Here is a 19,334-nt window from a genome sequence, read left to right on the forward strand (position 1 = left end):
CTCTACAAGCCCAGGCAAACACAGGGATTGCTGAAGCACTCATGAGTTTACCTTGAGGCTTCGATATATGTAGATATCTCAATATGAGTAGCTTGGTTGAACCTGCACACCGACCTTTTCCTCGATGCATCACAGAGAAATCACAAGAGACACAGCCTGAGGGGGTGCCTCAAGGAGCTTCAGCTGGAAAAAGCTGGTCAATCGCTTGGAGCGTTTGAGCGGAGAGTTGCTTGCCCACCGCACCAACGTTCTCGTCAATTTGAGCAGGCTTGCTCGCCCCGATAATCACACTGCTTAACTCTGGTTGCCGTAAACACCAGGCCAGAGCCAACTGCGACAAGCTCAAGCCCTCCTCCTGCGCTAGGGGCACTAACTTCTGCACTCTAGTGAGTTGGTCTTGATCCAGTTCGCCCTGATTTAGGAAAACATTCTGTCTGGGATCAGCGGCCCGAGAGCCTTCGGGTGGTGGGCTACCTGGCTTGTACTTGCCGGTGAGCAAGCCCTGAGCTAGGGGCGAGAAGTTGATGATGCCAATCCCTTCGCGGCGGCAGAGCGGCAGTACCTCTTTTTCGATCTGCCGTTGCAGCAGGTTGTAGCGGGGCTGGTTAGAGACCAGAGGCGACAGTCTAGCTAGATGAACGAGATCGGCAGCATGAGCTAACTGTCCCGCACTCCACTCAGAGACATCGTAATAGAGAATTTTGCCTTGCTGAACCAGATGATCGAAGGCCATTAGGGTTTCCGCTAGGGGCACGCTTGGGTCATAGCGGTGAGCTTGGTAGAGGTCAATGTAATCGAGTCCCAAGCGCTTCAAGCTGGCATCGCATTGCTCCAGGATGTGTTTGCGCGATAAGCCTCGATCATTAGGCCCTTGGCCCATTGGGAAATACACCTTAGTGGCTAGAACGTAGGAGTCGCGGGAATATTGCCCCAGCACCTTACCGACTAACTCTTCAGCCTTACCCTGGGCATAAACATTGGCGGTGTCAAAAAAGTTGATCCCCAAGTCATAAGCTCGTTCGATACATTGTTGCGCGACTGTTGCTTCGGTTGCTGCGCCATAAGTAAGCCAGGAACCTAAACAGATTTCTGAGACGCACAAGCCATGTTTGCCGAGATGCCGATATTTCATTGAATGCCTCCTTTTGGGGTTGGTTTCGTTGGATAAATGGGTTTAGTTTGATGGAACGACTTTGATGAGCTGACTTGCTTTTTTGATTACCTGCTCTGATTTTTAGTGCCAAAGCTCTAGTTTCTATAGATTTCGCTGGGTTTGATTCTGGCTCTGACTAAGGCCTTTTCACTGTTCATTAGTTCGTTTGTTAGTCTTTTGATTCATCAGGATCTTACTGTTGTCTTACATAGGACACTCCGGTGGCTAGGTTAGCTGTACCGAACTAAGATTTTCTTCCTCTCAAAGAACAAGACAGCATTAAATTAGCAGGTGATGAACAACACAGCTTTTGCTTTTTCTGTGCTAAGCGCTTTACTTTTAGATGGAATATCAGCAGTAACCTATTGATTTAGCTCAAGTAATTTAGCTCAAGCTTAAGGGCCAGAAATTTAATGGGAAAAATTGCTGTGCGAAAAATTGCTGGTTGTGCTTCTGTTCAAGGCAGCCATCTTTTAAAATCCGGTTATGACTCTAGATCTTTGGGCGAGAACGAGCGGCACCTGGATCAATGTTGCTGCTGTAGTCTTTGGGACTGCTTTCGGATTGCTGCTTCAGGGGCGTTTACCGTTGCGAATGCAGCGCACAATCACCCAGGGGGTTGCTTTGGTGGTGTTGTTTATCGGTCTCCAGATGGCCGGTAGCTTGCTAAAAGCCCAGGCCGGGCAGGTCGATGGCGTTGTTTTGGGATTGCTGGCGCTGGTGTTGGGCGGACTCTTGGGTGAGTGGGCGCAGTTGGAGTCGGCTCTGCAGTCGGTGGGCGACTGGCTCAAGGTGCAATTCAAAGGCAGTGGCAGCTTTACAGAAGGCTTTGTCGCAGCCAGTCTGCTGTTTTGTGTAGGGCCAATGGCGCTTTTGGGCAGCCTCAACAATGGCCTGACTGGCGACAGTCGTATTCTGGTGCTCAAGTCCACGATGGATGGTCTGGCGGCAATTGCTCTGTCTAGTAGCTTGGGGGTTGGCGTTGGCTTTTCTGGATTAGCTTTGCTGCTCTATCAAGGCAGCCTCTCGCTAGCAGCGGGTCTACTAGCCCAGGCGCTGCCTGATCCCGTTAATGATCCCCGAGTGTTGTTGGTTACGGGCGTTGGTGGCTTGATGATTGTGGGCTTGGGTTTCAACATGCTAGAAGCTGCTCAAGTGAGAGTCGCCTCCTTTCTGCCTGCTCTGGTTCTGGCCCCAATTTTTTACGGTTTAGCGGTTTGGCTCACTTGAAGCTTGAGCAGCAGACAGTATGAAGTGAGCACAATGAAGTGGGCACAGAAATGAGCAGAAAGAAGCAAGCTCAAATCAGTTGGAGTTCAGTGAAATTAAGCTGGAATCTTCAGACAATGCAGCTCTTGTAAGCTCAGAATCCTGTCCTTAGGCAGACCCCATGTTTGGGAAATTCGTTACTCAATGGTGAACGAGTTCTACTCAATGGATGCCCCATGACCTCTCTGCAAAGCACTCTCAATTCGTTTACTAATAATTTGCTGCGAGACACCGGCGTTCTGGTATCTGGGCTCGCAACGACAATTGACCCGGTTGATGGCATTGAAGCAGGCGACCCGGACTTGGTTCCGCCACCCTGGAAAGTGTTCAATCGCTCGGCTTTGGAGGTTGCTCAGTTTCCTGTAGAGGCAGTACGACCCTATATTCCATCAGGGCTGGAAATTGTGCAGACTTGGCCTGGCTATACTCCCGGCATGGTCATGTTTGTCAGCTATAGCCAAACCCCTGTGGGGCCTTATAACGAGTTTGTGCTGGCTCCTGCGCTCGTAAAGTACCGGGATGCGGTGGGTTTCTGGGTATCGCAGATGGATGTAGATTCTGAGGTGTCGCGTAAGGGGGGACGTTTTAATTGGGGCTTGCCGAAGGAGTTGCGCAGCTTTGCTTACAACTGGTCTGCTGGACGGGCTGATCTGAAGATGCAGGCAGAGGGAAATGGTCAAACCTGGGTTGAGGCGAGCTACACGAACACCTCTATTCCTGGCTTTGAACTGCCCGATTGGTTGCCCCATTTATCAACGATTACCTATAAGAGCGGCTTGTTTTATCGCACGCCGATTCAGCTCTCAGGTAAAGCGACGCCAGCGTCTTTCCGCATTCTGACTTATGCGCCGGGCACGGGCTATGACTTGATTACTCGGCGTCAGCCTTTGTTTGGTGTGAGCTTCGAATCATCTCGTCTGGTGGTTGAGGCTCCAGAGCCGATTATTCCTGTGATGGTTTAACGGTGATGGTCTAACCGGGTGATGATTTAATCGGCGGCTACAGTTCTTCCACACAATCGCTACACAAGCAAATCCTGCCTGTCTGAGCTATGGCTTAAAAAGGCAGGTTTTGCTTGTGTAGTCACATTGGCGTAAGCACCGTTTAAGCTTACGGTTTAGCCTTGAACAGGCTCAGACAGGGAAGCTCAAGCGCCTGTGGCAGGAAGCTGAGTGCGGTCGATTAGACTCCAGGTTTCCCGTTGGATTCGTCCGTTGTTGTCTAGCTGAAGTGTGCAGGTTACGGGCAGGACTGAACTCTGTCCCTGTATGTCTTGCAGGGTGAACAAGAGGGTTGCTTTGACTGTGCGCTCGTGGGCTTCCTGGCTTACAACCTGGTAGCCACTAATTTGATAATCAGCAAAGAAGCTTTGCCAGGCAAGACTGATGGCTCCGCCTGAGTAACGTCCTGGGTTTGATCCCTGACGCCACTCGAGAACTGCGTCAGAATCGTAGCTGGCTAGGGTGTCAGTGGTGTTTTCCGTAGCAATTGCCTGCCAGTGCCCTTGGGCGACAGAGAGTGGATTCGCTAAGACCGAGCGCTGATAGATTGCCAAACTAACTGCGAGAGCCAGTGCGCTCAGTGCTGCGGCCCAAGGTCGGGGTTGAGGGGATGAACCCGTTGCCATAGCCATCACTTGAAATCATGCACACCACACCACTGTTCACGGTGACGTTTGATCGGTCCGTTAAGTTCCGATCAAATGTCAGGGAATGCTCAAAATGTTTAAGCAAACTGTGTCGTTGGTCAGGATTTATCTAAAAGCCTAACAGTTTAACAAGCGTAGGTAATAGTTTGTTGCAAGCTTCAACAAATTGAGGGGTGGTAGATAGTGAGATCCGGAGACCCCTCCCCCAGCCCCTCCCCGGCGCGGAGAGGGGAGCTAGATTGAGTCGCCTTGCCTCCCCCTTCCCTCGCAGGGAAGGGGGCCGGGGGGTTAGGTCTCTACTTGTTTTCGTTACCCCCGCAGGTTGTGTCGTTACTCCTGCAAGTCGTGTCGTTACTCCCCCAAGTTGTGTTGTTACTTCCGCAAGTCGTGTTGCTATTCCCGTAAGTTGTGTTGTTACTCCCACAATTCGTGTCGTTACTTCCGCAAGTCGTGTTGCTATTCCCGTAAGTTGTGTCGTTGATTCTTAAAAAGATTTAGTAGGCTCACTTGGCGGTTGAGCCCAAACAAGCACGATGGCTCCAGAGAATCCACTGAACTTGGCTGAAGCGATGGCACCCTTTGGTAAAACCTGCTCCTGTCTTTAGCAAGCTCTGACCTCACTTGCTGAAAATCTTTGCTCAACCCTATTTACAACAGGCCGATTTGACGCTACATTCTCACTCAGTCTCGCTGATGAAGCGTTACCTGGTGCCGTTTTCGCAACACCAGATAACTGACCCTCGTGTTGTATCAATCAACGCGAAGGCTGAGGGAAGTTTAACACCGACCAAGGCTGTTCTTTGGTTTCGCTTCGGCGGGCCATCGAGCAGGTCCATGAGCGGACAGACTAAGGGGTCAAGAGGTCACTAATTGCCCCTTTCCATTGACCATTCGTCTATTCCAAGGGCAAAGCCCTGGGGACAAACCTTGAACTGCTTCAAACCTCCTGCCCCAAGGCTTCGCCCCTAGCAAACCATCCTGATTGCCGAAAAAATATGTCCTGTCAAATCCGTTGTGCCCTCTGGGATCTGATTTCCCGTGAGGCCGAATTGCCTGCGCTCAACAAACTGATTTTGCTAACTATCGCCAACTACACCGAACCCTACCGCAGCAAAACGCCAGTGCCGATCTCCCTGATTGTTCGTGACACCCGCATCCCAGAAACCGACCTGCGCAAGTTCTTCACCAGCCTGGAAAGAGGCCACTGGATTGAGAAAACTTTAGTGCCTAATGACGAAGGTCGGCCACCCATCACCGTTTACCATCTGGCCCCTCGTCTGCTTCGCGCCGCCCAACGCCAAACCGATCAGCCACACCCCTAAAATCTACAACCTCCGTATCTGAGCCGTAGGGGCAGCGCCTTATGCCAACTCACTTTTTAATCGCTAGCAATACTGCCCCTCGCAATTAGATTCACGACGGTTTGCACTAGCGTCTCAGGCTCGATCGGTTTAGATACATGCCGTTGAAAGCCTGCCGCCAGTGCCTTCCGCTGATCAAATTCCCCCGCATAGGCAGTTAGCGCAATTGCTAAGATCTGATTGTCTGGTGACATAGCCCGGATTTGTTGCATCAGCATATAGCCATCCATCTCCGGCATGCCAATATCGCTGACTAATACATCGGGTTTACCCTGAGCCAGCACTTCCAGAACAGCAATCGCCGACGGTACCGCAGTAACAATTGCCCCAGCCTGCTCTAGAACAAAAGCAATTAACTCGCGAGTATCTGCTTCATCGTCAACTACAAGTATCTGAACATTGGAAAGCGGTAAAGCAGAATGGGTAAGCGAGGTGGGATCCTGTTGAGTCCTGGTCCTAGTCTTTCTATCTCTGAGCAACGGCAACTTGATCGTAAAAGTTGCCCCCTGCCCTTCACCTGAACTTTCAGCCCGAACCGTTCCTCCGTGCAGTTCGACAATCTGCCGTGCGATCGCCAGTCCCAACCCCAAGCCACCAAATTTACGAGTGGTGGCTCCATCTTCTTGCCGAAAATGTTCGAAGATGTAAGGCAGAAAGTCAGGATTAATGCCTTTTCCCGTATCGCTCACTTGGATTTGGGTATGAGTTTCAGCTTGGGTTAGTGCAACTGTAATCTGGCCACCTTTCGGTGTGAATTTGACCGCATTCGAGAGCAGATTCCACAGCACCTGCTGCAATCGTCCCGCATCTCCATTGATCACTCCAAACCCGGCTGAAATCGTCGTCTGAATTTGCAGGGACTTGGCTTCTGCGGCTAATCGAACTGTCTCTAAGGCGGCTCTAATCACGGCACGCAAATCGACAGGCACTACATTCAAAATCAGTTTGCCGCGCAAAATGCGAGAAATATCCAGCAAATCCTCAATCAGTTGCACCTGTAGCTTGGCGTTGCGCTCAATTGTCTCCAATGCATAAGTAGTTTTGGCGGCATCCAACTTGCCGTTGCGCAGCAAAGTCGTCCAACCCAAAATCGGGTTCAGTGGCGATCGCAATTCATGGGACAGCACTGCCAGAAACTCATCTTTAATGCGATTCGCGGTCTCAGCTTGTTCACGAGCCGCTTGTTCACGGGCAAGCAATTGTTCACGTTCAGCTTCCGCTTGCTTTTGCTGGGTGATATCACGTGAGACGACTAAGAGTTGTGCAACCTGTCCCGATGCATCTTGGACGGCAGTGACAATCACATCCCACCACTTCGGCTTGCCCTTTGCTGTGGGAGAATAGCCCTGAAATCGACCGACCTGATCTGATTTGGCAGCGGCTATCGCTGCTCTTGCCTTTTCCTGGTCTTCACCTTGCCAGAAACTAATCCACTCAGCATTCAGGTAGGATGCAGGATCATTGATTTCTAGAAGCTTCAGCCCGCCTTGATTCAAGTAGAGTAACCGCCCTTCCAGGGTCAGTAGTTTGATGCAGTCTTTACTGCTCTCTAAAATCCGTCGCTTTAGCTCTTCACTTTCTCGCAGAGCCATTTCAGTTTGTTTACGGCCGCTAACATCCTTGAAAAAAACAGCGACTTTTCGGTGCTCCGGCTGTCCAAGGCGGAACGCATAAACATCAAACCAGCGGTGTAAGGCTTCAGCCCAATTCTCGAAGCGAACGGGTTCGCCCGTCATAGCTACTTTGCCGTACATCTCAAACCAATACTTTTCGTGATTTGGAGCGAGTTCGCGTATCCTTTTGCCTTGTGCGTCTGTAAGCCCTGTTTGAGAAACAAACGACGGACTGATTTCTAAAAAGCGGTAATCGTTTGGGGTGCCATTTTCATCAAACAGCATCTCGATCACGCAAAAGCCTTCGTCAATGGATTCAAATAGAGTTCGATAGCGTTCCTCAGATCGGCCCAAGGCTTCTCCGGTTTGTTTGTGCTCAGTGATGTCTGTGCAGGTGCCATACCAGCGAACGACTTGACTGTTTTCAGTGAGCATGTTTTCACTGAGCATGTTTTCACGGGCCATGTTTCCACTGAGCATCGGTAGAGCCCGGGTGAGATGCCAACGATAAGTTCTATCTGCCTGTCTCAAGCGGTGTTCAACCTCGTAGCTCGTTCTCGTTTGGACCGCTTGAGCCCACGCTTCGACTGTGCGTTCTCGATCCTCTGGATGGATTAGATCTTGCCACCCAGCTCCCTGAATTTGCTCTAGCGTCAACCCGGTATAGTCAAACCAACGGGGGCTGTAGTAATCCACCCAACCGGTGGCATCAGCAGTCCACACCATTTGTGGAATGGATTCAGCCAGGAAGCGAAAGCGCTGTTGACTGCCCGCTTGGCGCGATTGCCCAAGCTCTAAATTAGCGGCGACCCGCGCTAGCAACTCGCGGCGGCTGAATGGCTTCACTAAGTAATCATCTGCCCCAGCCTCCAATCCCTCAACTGCCGCTTCTTCTCCAGCACGGGCAGACAGCAGCAAGATTGGAATTTCGCACGTTCTTGAATCAGCCCGTAACCGTCGCAGCAACTCAAAGCCATTCATCCCTGGCATCATGACGTCGCTGAGGATCAAATCGGGTGCGTCATTGTATGTGGCAGCTAAAGCTGTTTCACCATCCGTAGCCACATCCACTTTGTAATACTGACTGAGAATGCGTTGCAAATAATTCCGCATATCGGTGTTGTCATCCACCAGCAGAATTTGAGTGGTAGCAGTTGAGGATTGATCATTTTCTCCCTCCTGCAAACTTATTTCTGCATCCTCTTCAGGGAGCCAACCTAAAGCTTCCTCAACATAAGACATTGCGCTAGAAGCAGTAGAAACATGGCTTTGACTAGCGTTAAAGCGATCTGATCTGGCTCTGCTTTGCGGCTCAAGGGGTAAGTGAGTCGTTCCAGTTGGCAGTCGAACTGCGAAGGTACTACCTTGACCGAACCTGCTGTCAACACTGATCGTCCCACCCTGCAGATGAACAAGTTCTTGCACCAGAGACAGCCCAATGCCCGTGCCCTCAAAGGTGCGTCCTTTCGCGCCTTCAACTCGATGAAACCGCTCAAATAACCGGGGAACTTCATCTGGTGGAATGCCGGTGCCTGTGTCGCGTACCACCAGTTCTACTTGTTTGCCAACCGGGCGTAAAGAGACTGCAATCTCTCCTTCAAAAGTGAACTTAAAGGCATTGGAGAGAAGATTTAGGACAATTTTCTCCCACATTTCGCGATCGACGTAAACGGATTCTGGCAGGGAAGGACAATCCACAATCAATCGCAGCCCCGCCTGCTCAACAGCAGACCGAAAAATACTCGTCAGTTCTGCGGTATACGTGGCTAAATCAATTGGCTCATAACTGACTTGAGTGCGTCCAGCTTCAATTCGCGAGAAATCAAGCAGCGTATTGACCAGCTTGAGCAAGCGCGTCCCATTGCGCTGCACCATCTCTAATTGTGATCGCGCTTTTGCTGGAAGAATTGCGTCGAATTCAGTTAACGTCTCTTCCAGTGGCGACAGCATCAACGTTAGGGGAGTCCGAAATTCGTGGCTAACGTTGTTGAAGAAGGTGGTTTTGGCTCGATCCAGTTCTGCAAGTGCTTCTACCTGCTGGCGTTCTTCTTCATAACCACGGGCATTGGCGATCGCGGTCGTCACATTGCCGACCACCACCTCGAAGAACTTGCGGTACTCCTGCTCAAAAGCGCGATGTGGATTGATGCCCAATACCAACAATCCAACAATTTGTTTTTGTCCAGCCTGAATCAGTGGCACGACCCAAGCGGCAGAGGGAGGTTTGTCCCAAGCTCCAACCGGTAAATCCTCAAACCGAGCTGCTAAATCATCGACAATTGTGGCTTCCCCGGTCTCATAAACTTGTCTGAGTTCCCATTCATCAAGCCCTTGAGTCAAATCTATCTGGCCTGGAGTCGCAGAGCTTGCTGCATCGATTCCAGTTGTCCCAACTAAGGAAGCTTGCCTACCCTCTGCATCGACTCGATATAGCAGGGCAAACGGGATGTCATGAGAATTGGTTGCTAAGGCTTGAATCGCAGTCAGGCAGGCTGCTTGCACAGTTTTAGCTTGAGCCGTTTCACTGGCTAGTAAGCTCAAGGTTTGTAAGCGACGATCGCCTAGTACGCGTCCGGTTGTTTCACTAACAATGCAAAAGACGCCACCAACCTTGCCGCTCTCGTCTCGCACGGGATCGTAGGAGACATCAAAGTAAGTTTCCTCAATGTAACCGTGTCGATTGAGGAAAAATAGATAATCTCGCGCCCAGAATGCTTCTCCAGTCGCAACCACTCCCTTCAGCAACGGCTCTATAACATCCCAGACTTCGCTCCACACTTCATGGGCGGGGCGACTGAGTGCCCAGGGATGCTTTGAGGCAAGGGCAGGGCGATAAGCATCGTTGTAAATCGTGATTAAGTCGGGTCCCCAGAAGAGGCAAATCTGGGCTTTAGAAGGCAGCAAAATGCTGACAGCACTCCGCAAGCTTTGAGGCCAATGAGCTGTGTCACCTAAGGGAGTCTGCGACCAATCGAGCGATCGCATCAGGCATCCGATTTCGCCGCCTTCAATAAAGATACGTTTGGCAGCTATGCCTTCTCCTTCCCGTAACATCACTGCTGTTCCTAATTGCTAAAGTATTTGACTGACAGCTCTTCACCCTCTGGTCCCATCTGATGCAGTAGTGTTTCAATCTGCTTTAGGGCTAAAGGGATCGGTCTGTTTCGTCCATTTTCCCAACGGTTGACACTCTGAAATGACACACCGAGCTTGGCGGCAAATTCAACTTGTGAGAGTTGAAGTAGCTGTCGGGTTTCTCGAACTAACGCTGCAATCTCTGCTTGTTCCACAACTGACATCGAATCCCACCCGCTCTGGTTGAATCCACTGGACTATAACAGGTGCGATAAACGCAAAAATATCTGCCATCAGGCATAAGGTCCACCGAATTTAGGTCGCAAGACTAAGCTTTGTGGTTCAGCATGAGCAATCCAGCTGCGCTTAAATCTCCTCATTCTCCTCATTGAGAAGGTTAGAAGGTCAAGTGCATCTTCAATCGCAAGTTGATGAAAGAGTAGACTTTCTTCTCAAAGCTCGTCAGCATCAGAAAGTTTCGAGCAAGATAAACTTTGCTGAGACGAGGAAAATCAGGCGCATTTTGTAGCGGCGCACCTCTTTTTTCTAATGGATGTAGGAAGTCTAACCTGTAGCTTCCACAAGTATTAGCTAGCCATAAGTCACAGAATCGAACAATAATACGATGCCAAAACGGCGAGCGTCGTAGAAAAACAACAGCAAAACAACTTTGTGACTCCAAATACTTTCCCCCTTAAAATAGGGGGTGTCTAAAGGTTGATGAGACCATTTCCATCCCTTGATAGTGTGAGGCTGAGTCGGGGAAGCGCAGTACAGCTTCGGTGACTAAATAACTGGGAACGACAGCAAATGCTGTGCTAGCTTCCTTGTCCGAGTAGCCCGACGCATCTGCTTTTTTATGCAAGAACTAATCGACTAATTGACAGGAGAGTTTATGAGCCCACAGGATCTACAAGAACAAAAGCCGACGCCACCGTTTCCTGAGCAACCACAACAGGTGCCCGGATTAGAGTCTGAGATGAACCCGAGACCGGACTACGGCGAAGAGTCTTATCGTGGTTCGGGCAAACTGCAAGGCAAAGCCGCCGTGATCACAGGTGGCGATTCTGGGATTGGGCGGGCCGTCGCCCTTGCCTTTGCTCGCGAAGGTGCTGATGTGCTGATTTCCTATCTCAACGAAGAGTCCGACGCGCAGGAAACTGTTCGTGTCGTTGAGAAAGAGGGGCGCAAGTGTATTGCAGTCGCAGGTGACATCCAGGAAGAATCTCATTGTCAACAGATCGTTGAGCGTGCCCGTAGTGAGTTCGGCAAACTTGACATCCTGGTCAACAATGCCGCTTTCCAGATGAGTCACGAAAGTATTGAGGAGATTCCCTCCGAGGAATTCGATCGCACCTTCAAAACTAACGTCTACGCAATGTTCTACCTGTGCAAAGCCGCCGTGCCGCACATGAAACCAGGTAGCACCATTATCAACACCTCCTCGATAACCGCCGCTGAGCCAAAGCCGACGCTATTGGCCTATGCAGCCACCAAGGGAGCGATCGCGAACTTCACCGGCGGCTTAGCCCAGTCTCTTGCTGAGAAGGGCATTCGAGTGAACAGCGTGGCGCCGGGGCCTGTGTGGACGCCGTTGATCCCAGCCACAATGCCTCCTGAAGAGGTCTCCAAGTTTGGCCAGCAGTCTCCAATCAAGCGTCCAGCGCAGCCAGTGGAACTCGCACCTGTCTATGTGATGCTGGCTTCGGATGAGGCCAGTTACGTCTCGGGCGCAGTCATTCCTGTGACTGGCGGTCGGCCCGTCCTGCCATAGCCATCAGGTTTTGACCGACAGGTTTTGACTGACAGGTTTTGACTGACAAAGTTTTAACTCACAAAGTTTGACCCACAGTACAGCTGCTAAGCTGCTAACTAAAGCAACTTAGCAGCTTTACTCTACCTTCTAACTTTCTGCCGAGTGACCAAGGGCAAACAGCCACTTTGCCACTTCTGATGTGAGTGCACTTGAGAATAGAAAGACAAAAGAACTCTTAATCTGGAACCTTGACTTGATCTAATCCCTCTTCAATCGCAGGATACTGAGGATTCATTGCCTCTAAGGTATCTGCGAGGGTACGGGCCACAACCAGGTTGCGATACCATTTGTGATTAGCAGGCACAACATACCAGGGTGCATAGGACGTTGAGCAATTGTTAATAGCGTCCTCAAAAGCCCGCTGGTAGTCATCCCAGAACTGACGCTCTCGCAAATCACTGCTCGAAAATTTCCAGCGCTTATCTGGGCTTTCCAATCGACTTTCCAGCCGACGTTTTTGCTCATCTTTGGAGATGTGCAAAAAGAATTTAACGACAGTAATGTGATTGAGCGTGAGCATGTGCTCAAACTCATTGATGACATGATAGCGCTCTCGCCAAACTGACTCTGGCACCAGTTCCTTCACCCGCACAATCAAAACATCTTCGTAGTGCGAGCGATTGAAAATGCTGATCATGCCACGCTGGGGCGCGCGCTGGTGATAGCGCCACAAAAAGTCGTGGCTTAGTTCTTCCTGACTAGGCGTTTTGAAAGACCAAACCTGACAGCCCTGAGGATTGAGGCCACCGAACACGTGCTTGATTGTGCCATCCTTGCCACCAGTGTCCATTGCCTGAAGCACTACCAGCAAGCTGCGCTGATTTTCAGCATACAGACGCTCTTGCAGCCCTTGCAGCCGTTTGCGCTGCTTGTCTAATTCCTTTTCAACGTCTTCTTTGCGGCTATATTCCTCTGATTGCTCTGGGTCAAATTTTGCGAGGGAAATAGGTTGCTGTGGCAGAACTCGATATTGTGGATAGTTAGGCTTCGGCGGTAATTGGTCAACCACTAAAGTTTCAGGGGCCATGACCTCAGCTGCAGCTGCCGTTGCAGTAGCCGCAGCTTCTTCGGTTTTGGGAGCCTCTGCGTCAGTGACAGCCGTTGCAGACTTCTTGTGGTGGTTTTTCTTACCCATCGAAATTTCCTTGCCCCCTGGCTCTACAGCAACTTATCGCCTCACCTTAGGTGAGCTCGTGTCAATATACGTCTGGCACTAGGTTGATTTCTGTTTTTTAGGGCTAATTCTGAGGCTAAAAGATTGAGAGCACCAATATAAGGCTTCTTGCCTCACTTTGTATACTTTGCATACTCGTTTTCATTCAAACTGCGCGGCACCTGTAAACCTAGAGTGATTGCTCTCGCGGCCATAAACAAAGTCATCGCCAACCATAACATTTGGCCATTATGCAGTTGCCAAGCTAAAAATGCCGCAGGACCAAAACCGACCAGGGCAGCAACGATAGTAGCTTGGCGCAAGATGCGTCCCTCGGTCAAACCTAAAAAATAGCCATCAAGCATATAAGCCAAAGACCCGAATCCTAGGATCGGCAGCAGCCACAGAACATAATCAGGCACTCGCTCTAATAGAGCGGCATGATTGGTCAGAAGCCCGAACAAAGGGCGCGGGAGCAAAATGAACACCAGGCCAAATCCCAGCCCCAAACTCAGACTTACTCCACCGGCAAGCCACACCAGATCAGCTAACTGCCGACTGGAGCCTTGCCCCCGTAGAATCCCTGCCAAACTCTCCGTAGCAAAGGCCAAGCCATCAATAAAGTAGGCGGCCAGCGTCACAACTTGTAACAGCAGCGTATTGGTAGCCAGGACAATGGTTCCTAAAGACGAACTGAGATTCGTGAACAGCGCAAATGTCGAAACCAGGGCTAGCGTGCGTACCAAAATATCGCTGTTGAGAGTAAACGCTGCTTTGAGGGCAACCGGATCACCGATTTGAGGCACTACGGCTCGTACTTGAGCCCAACGCACTTCGCGCCCCACCAGAATGACGCCCAGCAACAGCATCAAATACTGGCTAGCAGCCGTTGCCCAACCTGCCCCGGCACTGGCCCAACCCCAACGCACTACTAGTAAATAATCGAGCCCAACATTAGCCCCATTGCCCACTGCTGACAACAGCAACACCTTGCCACTCTGTTCTCGGCCCAGAAACCAGCCAATCAGCACGAAGTTGATCAGTGTTGCAGGCGCACCCCCGATCAAGGCATCGTAATAAGCTCGACCCGCGGCCTTGACCTCAGGCGCAGCACTCAGCAACGCAAAGCCCAACTCCCGCAGAGGCTGCTGTAACAGCAGAATGCTCAAGCCCAAGCCCAAAGCCAGTAGCCCGTTGCGTAGAGCCGTGAGCAGCACAACCTCCGGTTCACCCCGCCCAACGGCTTGAGCCGTGATGCCCGTCGTGCCCATGCGCAAAAAACCAAAGGTCCAGTAAATGTAGTTGAACAAAACTGTCGCTAGTGCCACCCCTGCCAAGTGTCGAATTTCTGCTAAGTGTCCTAGAAACGCCACATCGACTAAACCCGCTAAGGGCACCATCAAATTAGACAGCACATTGACAACGGCTAAGCGCCAGAAGCGGCGGTGGAAGTCATAGTAATTCGGGTCAAAGGTCATCGTGAACAATCACCCTGCATAGAAGGAAGAAGTTGGCGAAAGAACAACAGTTGCTAGCAACAAATTGAAACGTTCTAACGCCCTCTGTTTAAACTTATCTTTCTAAGAAGCCTCACCGGGTCCGAGTTGTAGCTCATGTGAAAAAATATGTGTCAAAGCTCTGACTTCTCAGTTTTCCTAGAGCAACCCAATATGATCTGAGAGGCTTTATGGGTACCCTAGGACCGACCCACGCCTCTGAAACTTCGGTTGCGTGAGAAGCCCTCTCTCCAAGTCGCTAGAAATCATCCTTCTTAACCGGAATATGATCGCAGGTCGCTATAACCAACAACAGATCGATGCCTTTGCTGAAGCTGTGCGTAAAGATGGCTTCTGTGTATTGCTGAGCCACTTTTCTTCAGCAACGTTGAACACTTGGCGTGAAGCCTTTAATCCTTTGCTCAGCAGCCATATTGAGCGGGAAGGAAGACTGCAAAATCGAGGATCTGCTCGCTATTATGTGACCCTCCCATTCACGGCTCCTTTTGCCGAACCTAGCATTTACGAAGACCCAGATGTGCTAGCAATTGTTGAGCAATTGGTCGGTGAAGATGCAGTAATGTGTCAGCTAGCAACCGATACTCCTTTGCTGGGTTCCGATTACCAGGATGTGCATCGAGATACCTTGCCTCTGTTTCCTGAAACTGGGACTGAAACGCCCGCCTATCAGCTTGCCGTGAATTTTCCGCTGATTGATGTGACTGCGGAGAACGGCCCATTTGAAGTGGCCCGTGGTACTCACTGCATCAGCAAAGAAGAAGGCATGAAACTTCTCGAAACCGGTCAGGTCGCCCTAGAACCAATTCTGCTGCAACTGGGTGATGTGATGATTCGTGATGTCCGTGGTCTGCATCGAGGCACACCCAATCACACCACAGTCCCCCGACCGATGGCCGTGATTGGCTATAGCCGCCGCTGGCTTTTCCGTCCAGAGGTTTCTATTCAGGTGCCTCAAGCTGCCCTAGAAACCCTCTCTGAACGCGCCCGTCGTTTATTGCGCTTCAATCCAGTTGTTGAGTCGATTGACGACAGGCCCAAGACCGAAGTTTATCAGTCGTTCGCTTATTGAGCTTGATGGTAATACTGGTTGCAATACTTTCTATTGCTTGTTTATAAACCAGGGCCGGCACAAAGCATGCTTTGTGCCGACCGCTCACCATTCAATACAGCTCACCACTCCAGTCTCGGCCCTCTGCACTGAAAGCATGAAAGCGGCGGTTCCCGAACTCAGAAACCGCCTGCTAGACTCAAGAGGGTTATAGGGAGAGAATCAATGACAAGATCAAGTTACTTGATTAGGTGGAGCACGTCGCGTAGAACACTAGCACCTGCCAAGTCCCAGTACATGTAAGCAACATAGCCCAACATCGCGAAGCGACCGTTCCACAATTCGGCTTGAGGTGTGGAACCCCAACGCCAAGCATTACGACTATGGTTCGGATCCAAGGGATCAACGGTGGGAGTATTGGCTTGATCAAAGGTCTTATTCTTCAAAGATTCAACCGGCATTTCTAATTCTCCTATGCAACAGATTTAATTAGGGTTGAAGCAGTGCCTGAGTAATTCTTGGATTGCTTAGCTTATAGTTTGTCTGCCAAGCTAAAAACGCAATCCATGCTCAGCTAGTGCTTCTAGTGATCTCAAGCGATCTAGAGAGCTTACTGAATGGGAGGAGCAGCGCTAACTAGATGAAATAAGTCATGTGCCACATTGACCCCTGCCCAATCCCACAGCAGATAAGCCAGAAAGCCAATCATGGCCAGACGTCCGTTCCAAATTTCAGCTTGGGCAGTGATTCCAGGCTTAGGCGCGTTGCGATCGTAATTAGCATCAGCCGGATCGGTCACAGTCGCAACGGGCTTTACATGAGTTTCTTCAGGCATGATTTATTATTGCAGTGAAGTTTCTATGCTCTACATCCTATTGGCTCCCCCTACTGCTTGCTGTCTACCCGTAGGTACATCATGCTTGTCTGTCTACGGTCGCAAATGAACGGTATTAAAGCGACAGATTTAGGTGACTAAAGGTCACTAGTGAAGGCAATTATTAATTCACTAATTGCTCCACTAATACCTTTCACTAATACCAATGATAAAGCCAGGTTATAGAAGCAAATAGCAGCAGTTATGTCAGTTTGAGCCAGTGTTTTTCGATAGAGAGGCTAATTAACCTCGCTCTCTGCGTGCACTTGGACCGCTGCTGCACACTGACGTGCCCGTTCTCTAGCTTGCTCAATGGTTTCACCCAGAGCTAGGGCAACCCCCATCCGACGATTTCTGCGAGCGGTTGGTTTACCAAATAAACGCAATTTAGTTTCAGGAACGCCTAGCGCCTCGATAATGCCACTGTAGCGAGGATTAGCGCCAGGATAACCAGCCAAAATGACTGCTGAGGCCGCAGGTTTTGTAAGCTGAATTTGACCGATTGGTAAGCCTGTGATCGCTCGAACGTGCAGCTCAAATTCAGATTGATTTTGGGCAATCAGGGTCACCATGCCAGTGTCGTGTGGGCGCGGGCTCACTTCACTGAAATAAACTGTTTCACCCGCAATGAATAGTTCCACCCCAAAAATGCCTCGTCCACCCAGCGCTGTCGTTACTTTTTCGGCAATGGTTTGAGCCTGCTGCAGGGTAGCGGCAGACATAGGTTGAGGCTGCCAGGATTCACGGTAATCCCCATCAACTTGCAAATGGCCAATCGGCGGGCAAAAATGAGTGCCATCTACCGAGCGCACAGTCAGTAGGGTAATTTCGTAATCAAACTGGACAAAGCCTTCCACAATCACCCGTTGTTGTCGTCCTCGCGAACCAGAGAGGGCATATCGCCAAGCTGGATCAATTTCAGAGGCTTGGCGAACTGTGCTTTGTCCTTTACCTGAGGAACTCATCACGGGTTTCACCACACAGGGCAAACCGATCTCGTCAACCGCCTGCTTAAACTCAGTTTCGCTACCAGCAAAGCGATAGGGCGATGTTTTCAAGCCCAGTTCTTCGGCAGCCAGACGGCGAATGCCTTCACGGTCCATCGTCAATTGAGTGGCACGAGCCGTGGGAATGACACACCAGCCCTCAGCTTCCAACTCGACTAGGGTAGCCGTGGCAATCGCCTCAACTTCAGGCACAATCCAAGTTGGTCGTTCCTGTTCGATCAGGTGCCGCACCGCCGTCCCATCTTGCATATCTAAAACACGGGCTTGGTGGGCCACTTGCATAGCTGGTGCATGGGCGTAACTATCGGCAGCAATGACCTCTAGGCCGAGGCGCATTGCCTCAATCGCTACTTCTTTGCCTAATTCGCCAGAGCCCAGTAGTAGCAACCGCTGAGCTGAAGGGGTTAGAGGAGTGCCCCAATCGTTACTTCCAGTTCCCGCAGTTTCAGCTGACATAACCCTAATTCCTGACCGAAGAATAACCCAAAAAATCAGTTATCGTGCGAGCAATCTACTCGCACGATATCTAACGACTGTTTAATAATCCGATGTTGTAATCCAGGATTGTGATGGCTTCCGGGCAATGGTCCCGTTATTCCGCTCTGAACTCAACTGAGCCTAAGCCTAAAGGAGTAGAACCTGGCCCAATTAGCATCAACACCAATAAATCTGTCTCAGCTTCGGCTTAGGACTATTCCTGCTTGTTTCAGCCTTGTTTCAGCTCAATCTCTGCTTAAAGGGCGCTTAAAGGGCTGCTCTACCCAATTTCCTGACGCTTCAGCAAACAGTTTGAAACCCTTAAGCTCTACTGATAACTAAGCTCTGAGCGATTACGGGCTGTCATTGGCTCCTTCTGAGGCACCATTAGGGGAATAAAGGCACCTGTGGGAAAAGCACGCCAGAAACCGTCACTATCTCGGTGCGGATCGGTCCAGCCATGACCTGCACAATGGCTCAGTACCCACCCCGGCGGCCCTGCTTCAGGCTCAATTTGCCCTGCTGCTAGGCCCCACTTCTCCTCATAAATTCCTTCGAGCCAAGCCATAACCGTGGCGAACAGGCCAAGGGCTAAAATCAGGCTCAAACAAGTTTCAAAGGCTAAAAACACGGCAAAACCTAGCAAATGACGAATGTTAATTCTCACCCTAGCGGTCTTAAACAGTAATTCTGCAGTTCTTTATGCGACCTTCCGCTTTCAAAACCACGCAGGCTACTGTGAAGCTGGCTGATTATTTCAAGACTAGATCAACTTGCATTAAAACGACGCAAAATTACGAACTGTAAACAGCTAAGACTACGAACTGTAACTGAAGCCGCGTTGTGGCAGGCACTAAGAATAAATACTCAAGAGCTTAAGTGAGTTCTTAGCCAGTCAGCAGACGATTTCGGCAAGATAATCGAGTTCACTTAAGATTCCGAGTAATCTACTCTTAGCAATCTAGACAAACGACCTCCCTAACAGTCAGTCTCTGAAGTAAGGGAGGTCTTTCATACGCTACAAAGCTAAAGGGACGAGCTCAGGAACTGCTCGTTTGGAAGTCATCAGCTTAAGGTTTTATTTACTTACTACGATTGCTACTTGTCATTCCATCCAGATGAGGATGATAAGTGATACCAACTCACTTAATAATCGCCTGTTTCTTGAGGAGGATGCTCGACAATATTGCTGCCAGTAGAAAGATTGAGTTATTGAGAGCATCGCTGACCTCATCGTGCCAACCATCTCTAGCATGTTCAGCTCAATTTTAACCTAGCTCCAACAAGGCTTGACTCATCTATTGCTAATTGATTGATGGAGTC

The 19,334-nt window shown here is 50.3% G+C and carries 15 protein-coding genes; 5 read left to right on the plus strand and 10 right to left on the minus strand.

The window, feature by feature from the left end:
* Positions 1-169: 169 nt before the first annotated feature.
* Positions 170-1,132 carry an aldo/keto reductase family protein gene (locus H6F94_RS13995; RefSeq protein ID WP_190802844.1) on the minus strand — a complete coding sequence of 321 codons (963 nt, stop codon included), beginning with the start codon at positions 1,130-1,132 and terminating at the stop codon, positions 170-172.
* 507 nt (positions 1,133-1,639) lie between these two features.
* On the opposite strand from H6F94_RS13995, the gene H6F94_RS14000 reads away from it, so the two are divergent.
* Together H6F94_RS14000 and H6F94_RS14005 are read left to right on the plus strand one after the other, a co-directional pair.
* Entirely contained in the window at positions 1,640-2,383 is a 744-nt protein-coding gene (locus tag H6F94_RS14000; RefSeq protein ID WP_190802845.1) for a DUF554 domain-containing protein, read from the plus strand.
* 215 nt (positions 2,384-2,598) lie between these two features.
* Entirely contained in the window at positions 2,599-3,384 is a 786-nt protein-coding gene (locus H6F94_RS14005; RefSeq protein ID WP_190802846.1) for an acetoacetate decarboxylase family protein, read from the plus strand.
* 185 nt (positions 3,385-3,569) lie between these two features.
* On the opposite strand, the gene H6F94_RS14010 is transcribed toward H6F94_RS14005, so the two are convergent.
* A complete protein-coding gene (locus H6F94_RS14010) occupies positions 3,570-4,055 on the minus strand; it encodes a hypothetical protein (protein WP_190802847.1) in 486 nt (161 codons plus the stop codon).
* Positions 4,056-5,065: 1,010 nt separating this feature from the next.
* On the opposite strand from H6F94_RS14010, the gene H6F94_RS14015 reads away from it, so the two are divergent.
* Positions 5,066-5,392, plus strand: coding sequence for a hypothetical protein (locus H6F94_RS14015; RefSeq protein ID WP_190802848.1), 327 nt, complete (start codon positions 5,066-5,068; stop codon positions 5,390-5,392).
* Between the two features lie 56 nt (positions 5,393-5,448).
* Here the strand turns inward: H6F94_RS14015 and H6F94_RS14020 are convergent, their stop codons facing one another.
* Together H6F94_RS14020 and H6F94_RS14025 are read right to left on the minus strand one after the other, a co-directional pair.
* Positions 5,449-10,098 (minus strand): ATP-binding protein, encoded by a 4,650-nt coding sequence (locus H6F94_RS14020; protein WP_190802849.1) that lies wholly within the window; start codon positions 10,096-10,098, stop codon positions 5,449-5,451.
* An 11-nt stretch (positions 10,099-10,109) separates the two neighbouring features.
* A complete protein-coding gene (locus H6F94_RS14025) occupies positions 10,110-10,343 on the minus strand; it encodes a helix-turn-helix domain-containing protein (protein ID WP_190802850.1) in 234 nt (77 codons plus the stop codon).
* 671 nt (positions 10,344-11,014) lie between these two features.
* Here H6F94_RS14025 and H6F94_RS14030 point away from each other — a divergent pair.
* Positions 11,015-11,893, plus strand: a complete 879-nt coding sequence (locus tag H6F94_RS14030) for an SDR family oxidoreductase (RefSeq protein ID WP_190802851.1) — start codon at positions 11,015-11,017, stop codon at positions 11,891-11,893.
* A 217-nt stretch (positions 11,894-12,110) separates the two neighbouring features.
* Here the strand turns inward: H6F94_RS14030 and H6F94_RS14035 are convergent, their stop codons facing one another.
* Together H6F94_RS14035 and gntT are read right to left on the minus strand one after the other, a co-directional pair.
* Complete coding sequence (locus H6F94_RS14035; protein ID WP_190802852.1) at positions 12,111-13,070, minus strand: polyphosphate kinase 2 family protein; 960 nt, start codon at positions 13,068-13,070, stop codon at positions 12,111-12,113.
* Positions 13,071-13,222: 152 nt separating this feature from the next.
* Complete coding sequence (gene gntT, locus H6F94_RS14040; protein WP_199320408.1) at positions 13,223-14,566, minus strand: guanitoxin biosynthesis MATE family efflux transporter GntT; 1,344 nt, start codon at positions 14,564-14,566, stop codon at positions 13,223-13,225.
* A 253-nt stretch (positions 14,567-14,819) separates the two neighbouring features.
* On the opposite strand from gntT, the gene H6F94_RS14045 reads away from it, so the two are divergent.
* Entirely contained in the window at positions 14,820-15,674 is an 855-nt protein-coding gene (locus H6F94_RS14045; RefSeq protein ID WP_199320409.1) for a phytanoyl-CoA dioxygenase family protein, read from the plus strand.
* 218 nt (positions 15,675-15,892) lie between these two features.
* Here the strand turns inward: H6F94_RS14045 and H6F94_RS14050 are convergent, their stop codons facing one another.
* The 4 genes from H6F94_RS14050 to H6F94_RS14065 all read right to left on the minus strand — a co-directional run bounded on the left by H6F94_RS14050 (position 15,893) and on the right by H6F94_RS14065 (position 18,678).
* Positions 15,893-16,114, minus strand: a complete 222-nt coding sequence (locus tag H6F94_RS14050) for a high light inducible protein (protein ID WP_199320433.1) — start codon at positions 16,112-16,114, stop codon at positions 15,893-15,895.
* Positions 16,115-16,263: 149 nt separating this feature from the next.
* A complete protein-coding gene (locus H6F94_RS14055; protein WP_190802853.1) occupies positions 16,264-16,488 on the minus strand; it encodes a chlorophyll a-b binding domain-containing protein in 225 nt (74 codons plus the stop codon).
* Between the two features lie 278 nt (positions 16,489-16,766).
* Positions 16,767-17,990 carry a formate-dependent phosphoribosylglycinamide formyltransferase gene (gene purT / locus H6F94_RS14060; protein ID WP_190802854.1) on the minus strand — a complete coding sequence of 408 codons (1,224 nt, stop codon included), beginning with the start codon at positions 17,988-17,990 and terminating at the stop codon, positions 16,767-16,769.
* A 349-nt stretch (positions 17,991-18,339) separates the two neighbouring features.
* Entirely contained in the window at positions 18,340-18,678 is a 339-nt protein-coding gene (locus H6F94_RS14065) for a hypothetical protein (protein WP_190802855.1), read from the minus strand.
* Positions 18,679-19,334 lie beyond the last annotated feature (656 nt).

This window comes from Leptolyngbya sp. FACHB-261, from assembly GCF_014696065.1.
Taxonomy (GTDB): Bacteria; Cyanobacteriota; Cyanobacteriia; order FACHB-261; family FACHB-261; genus FACHB-261.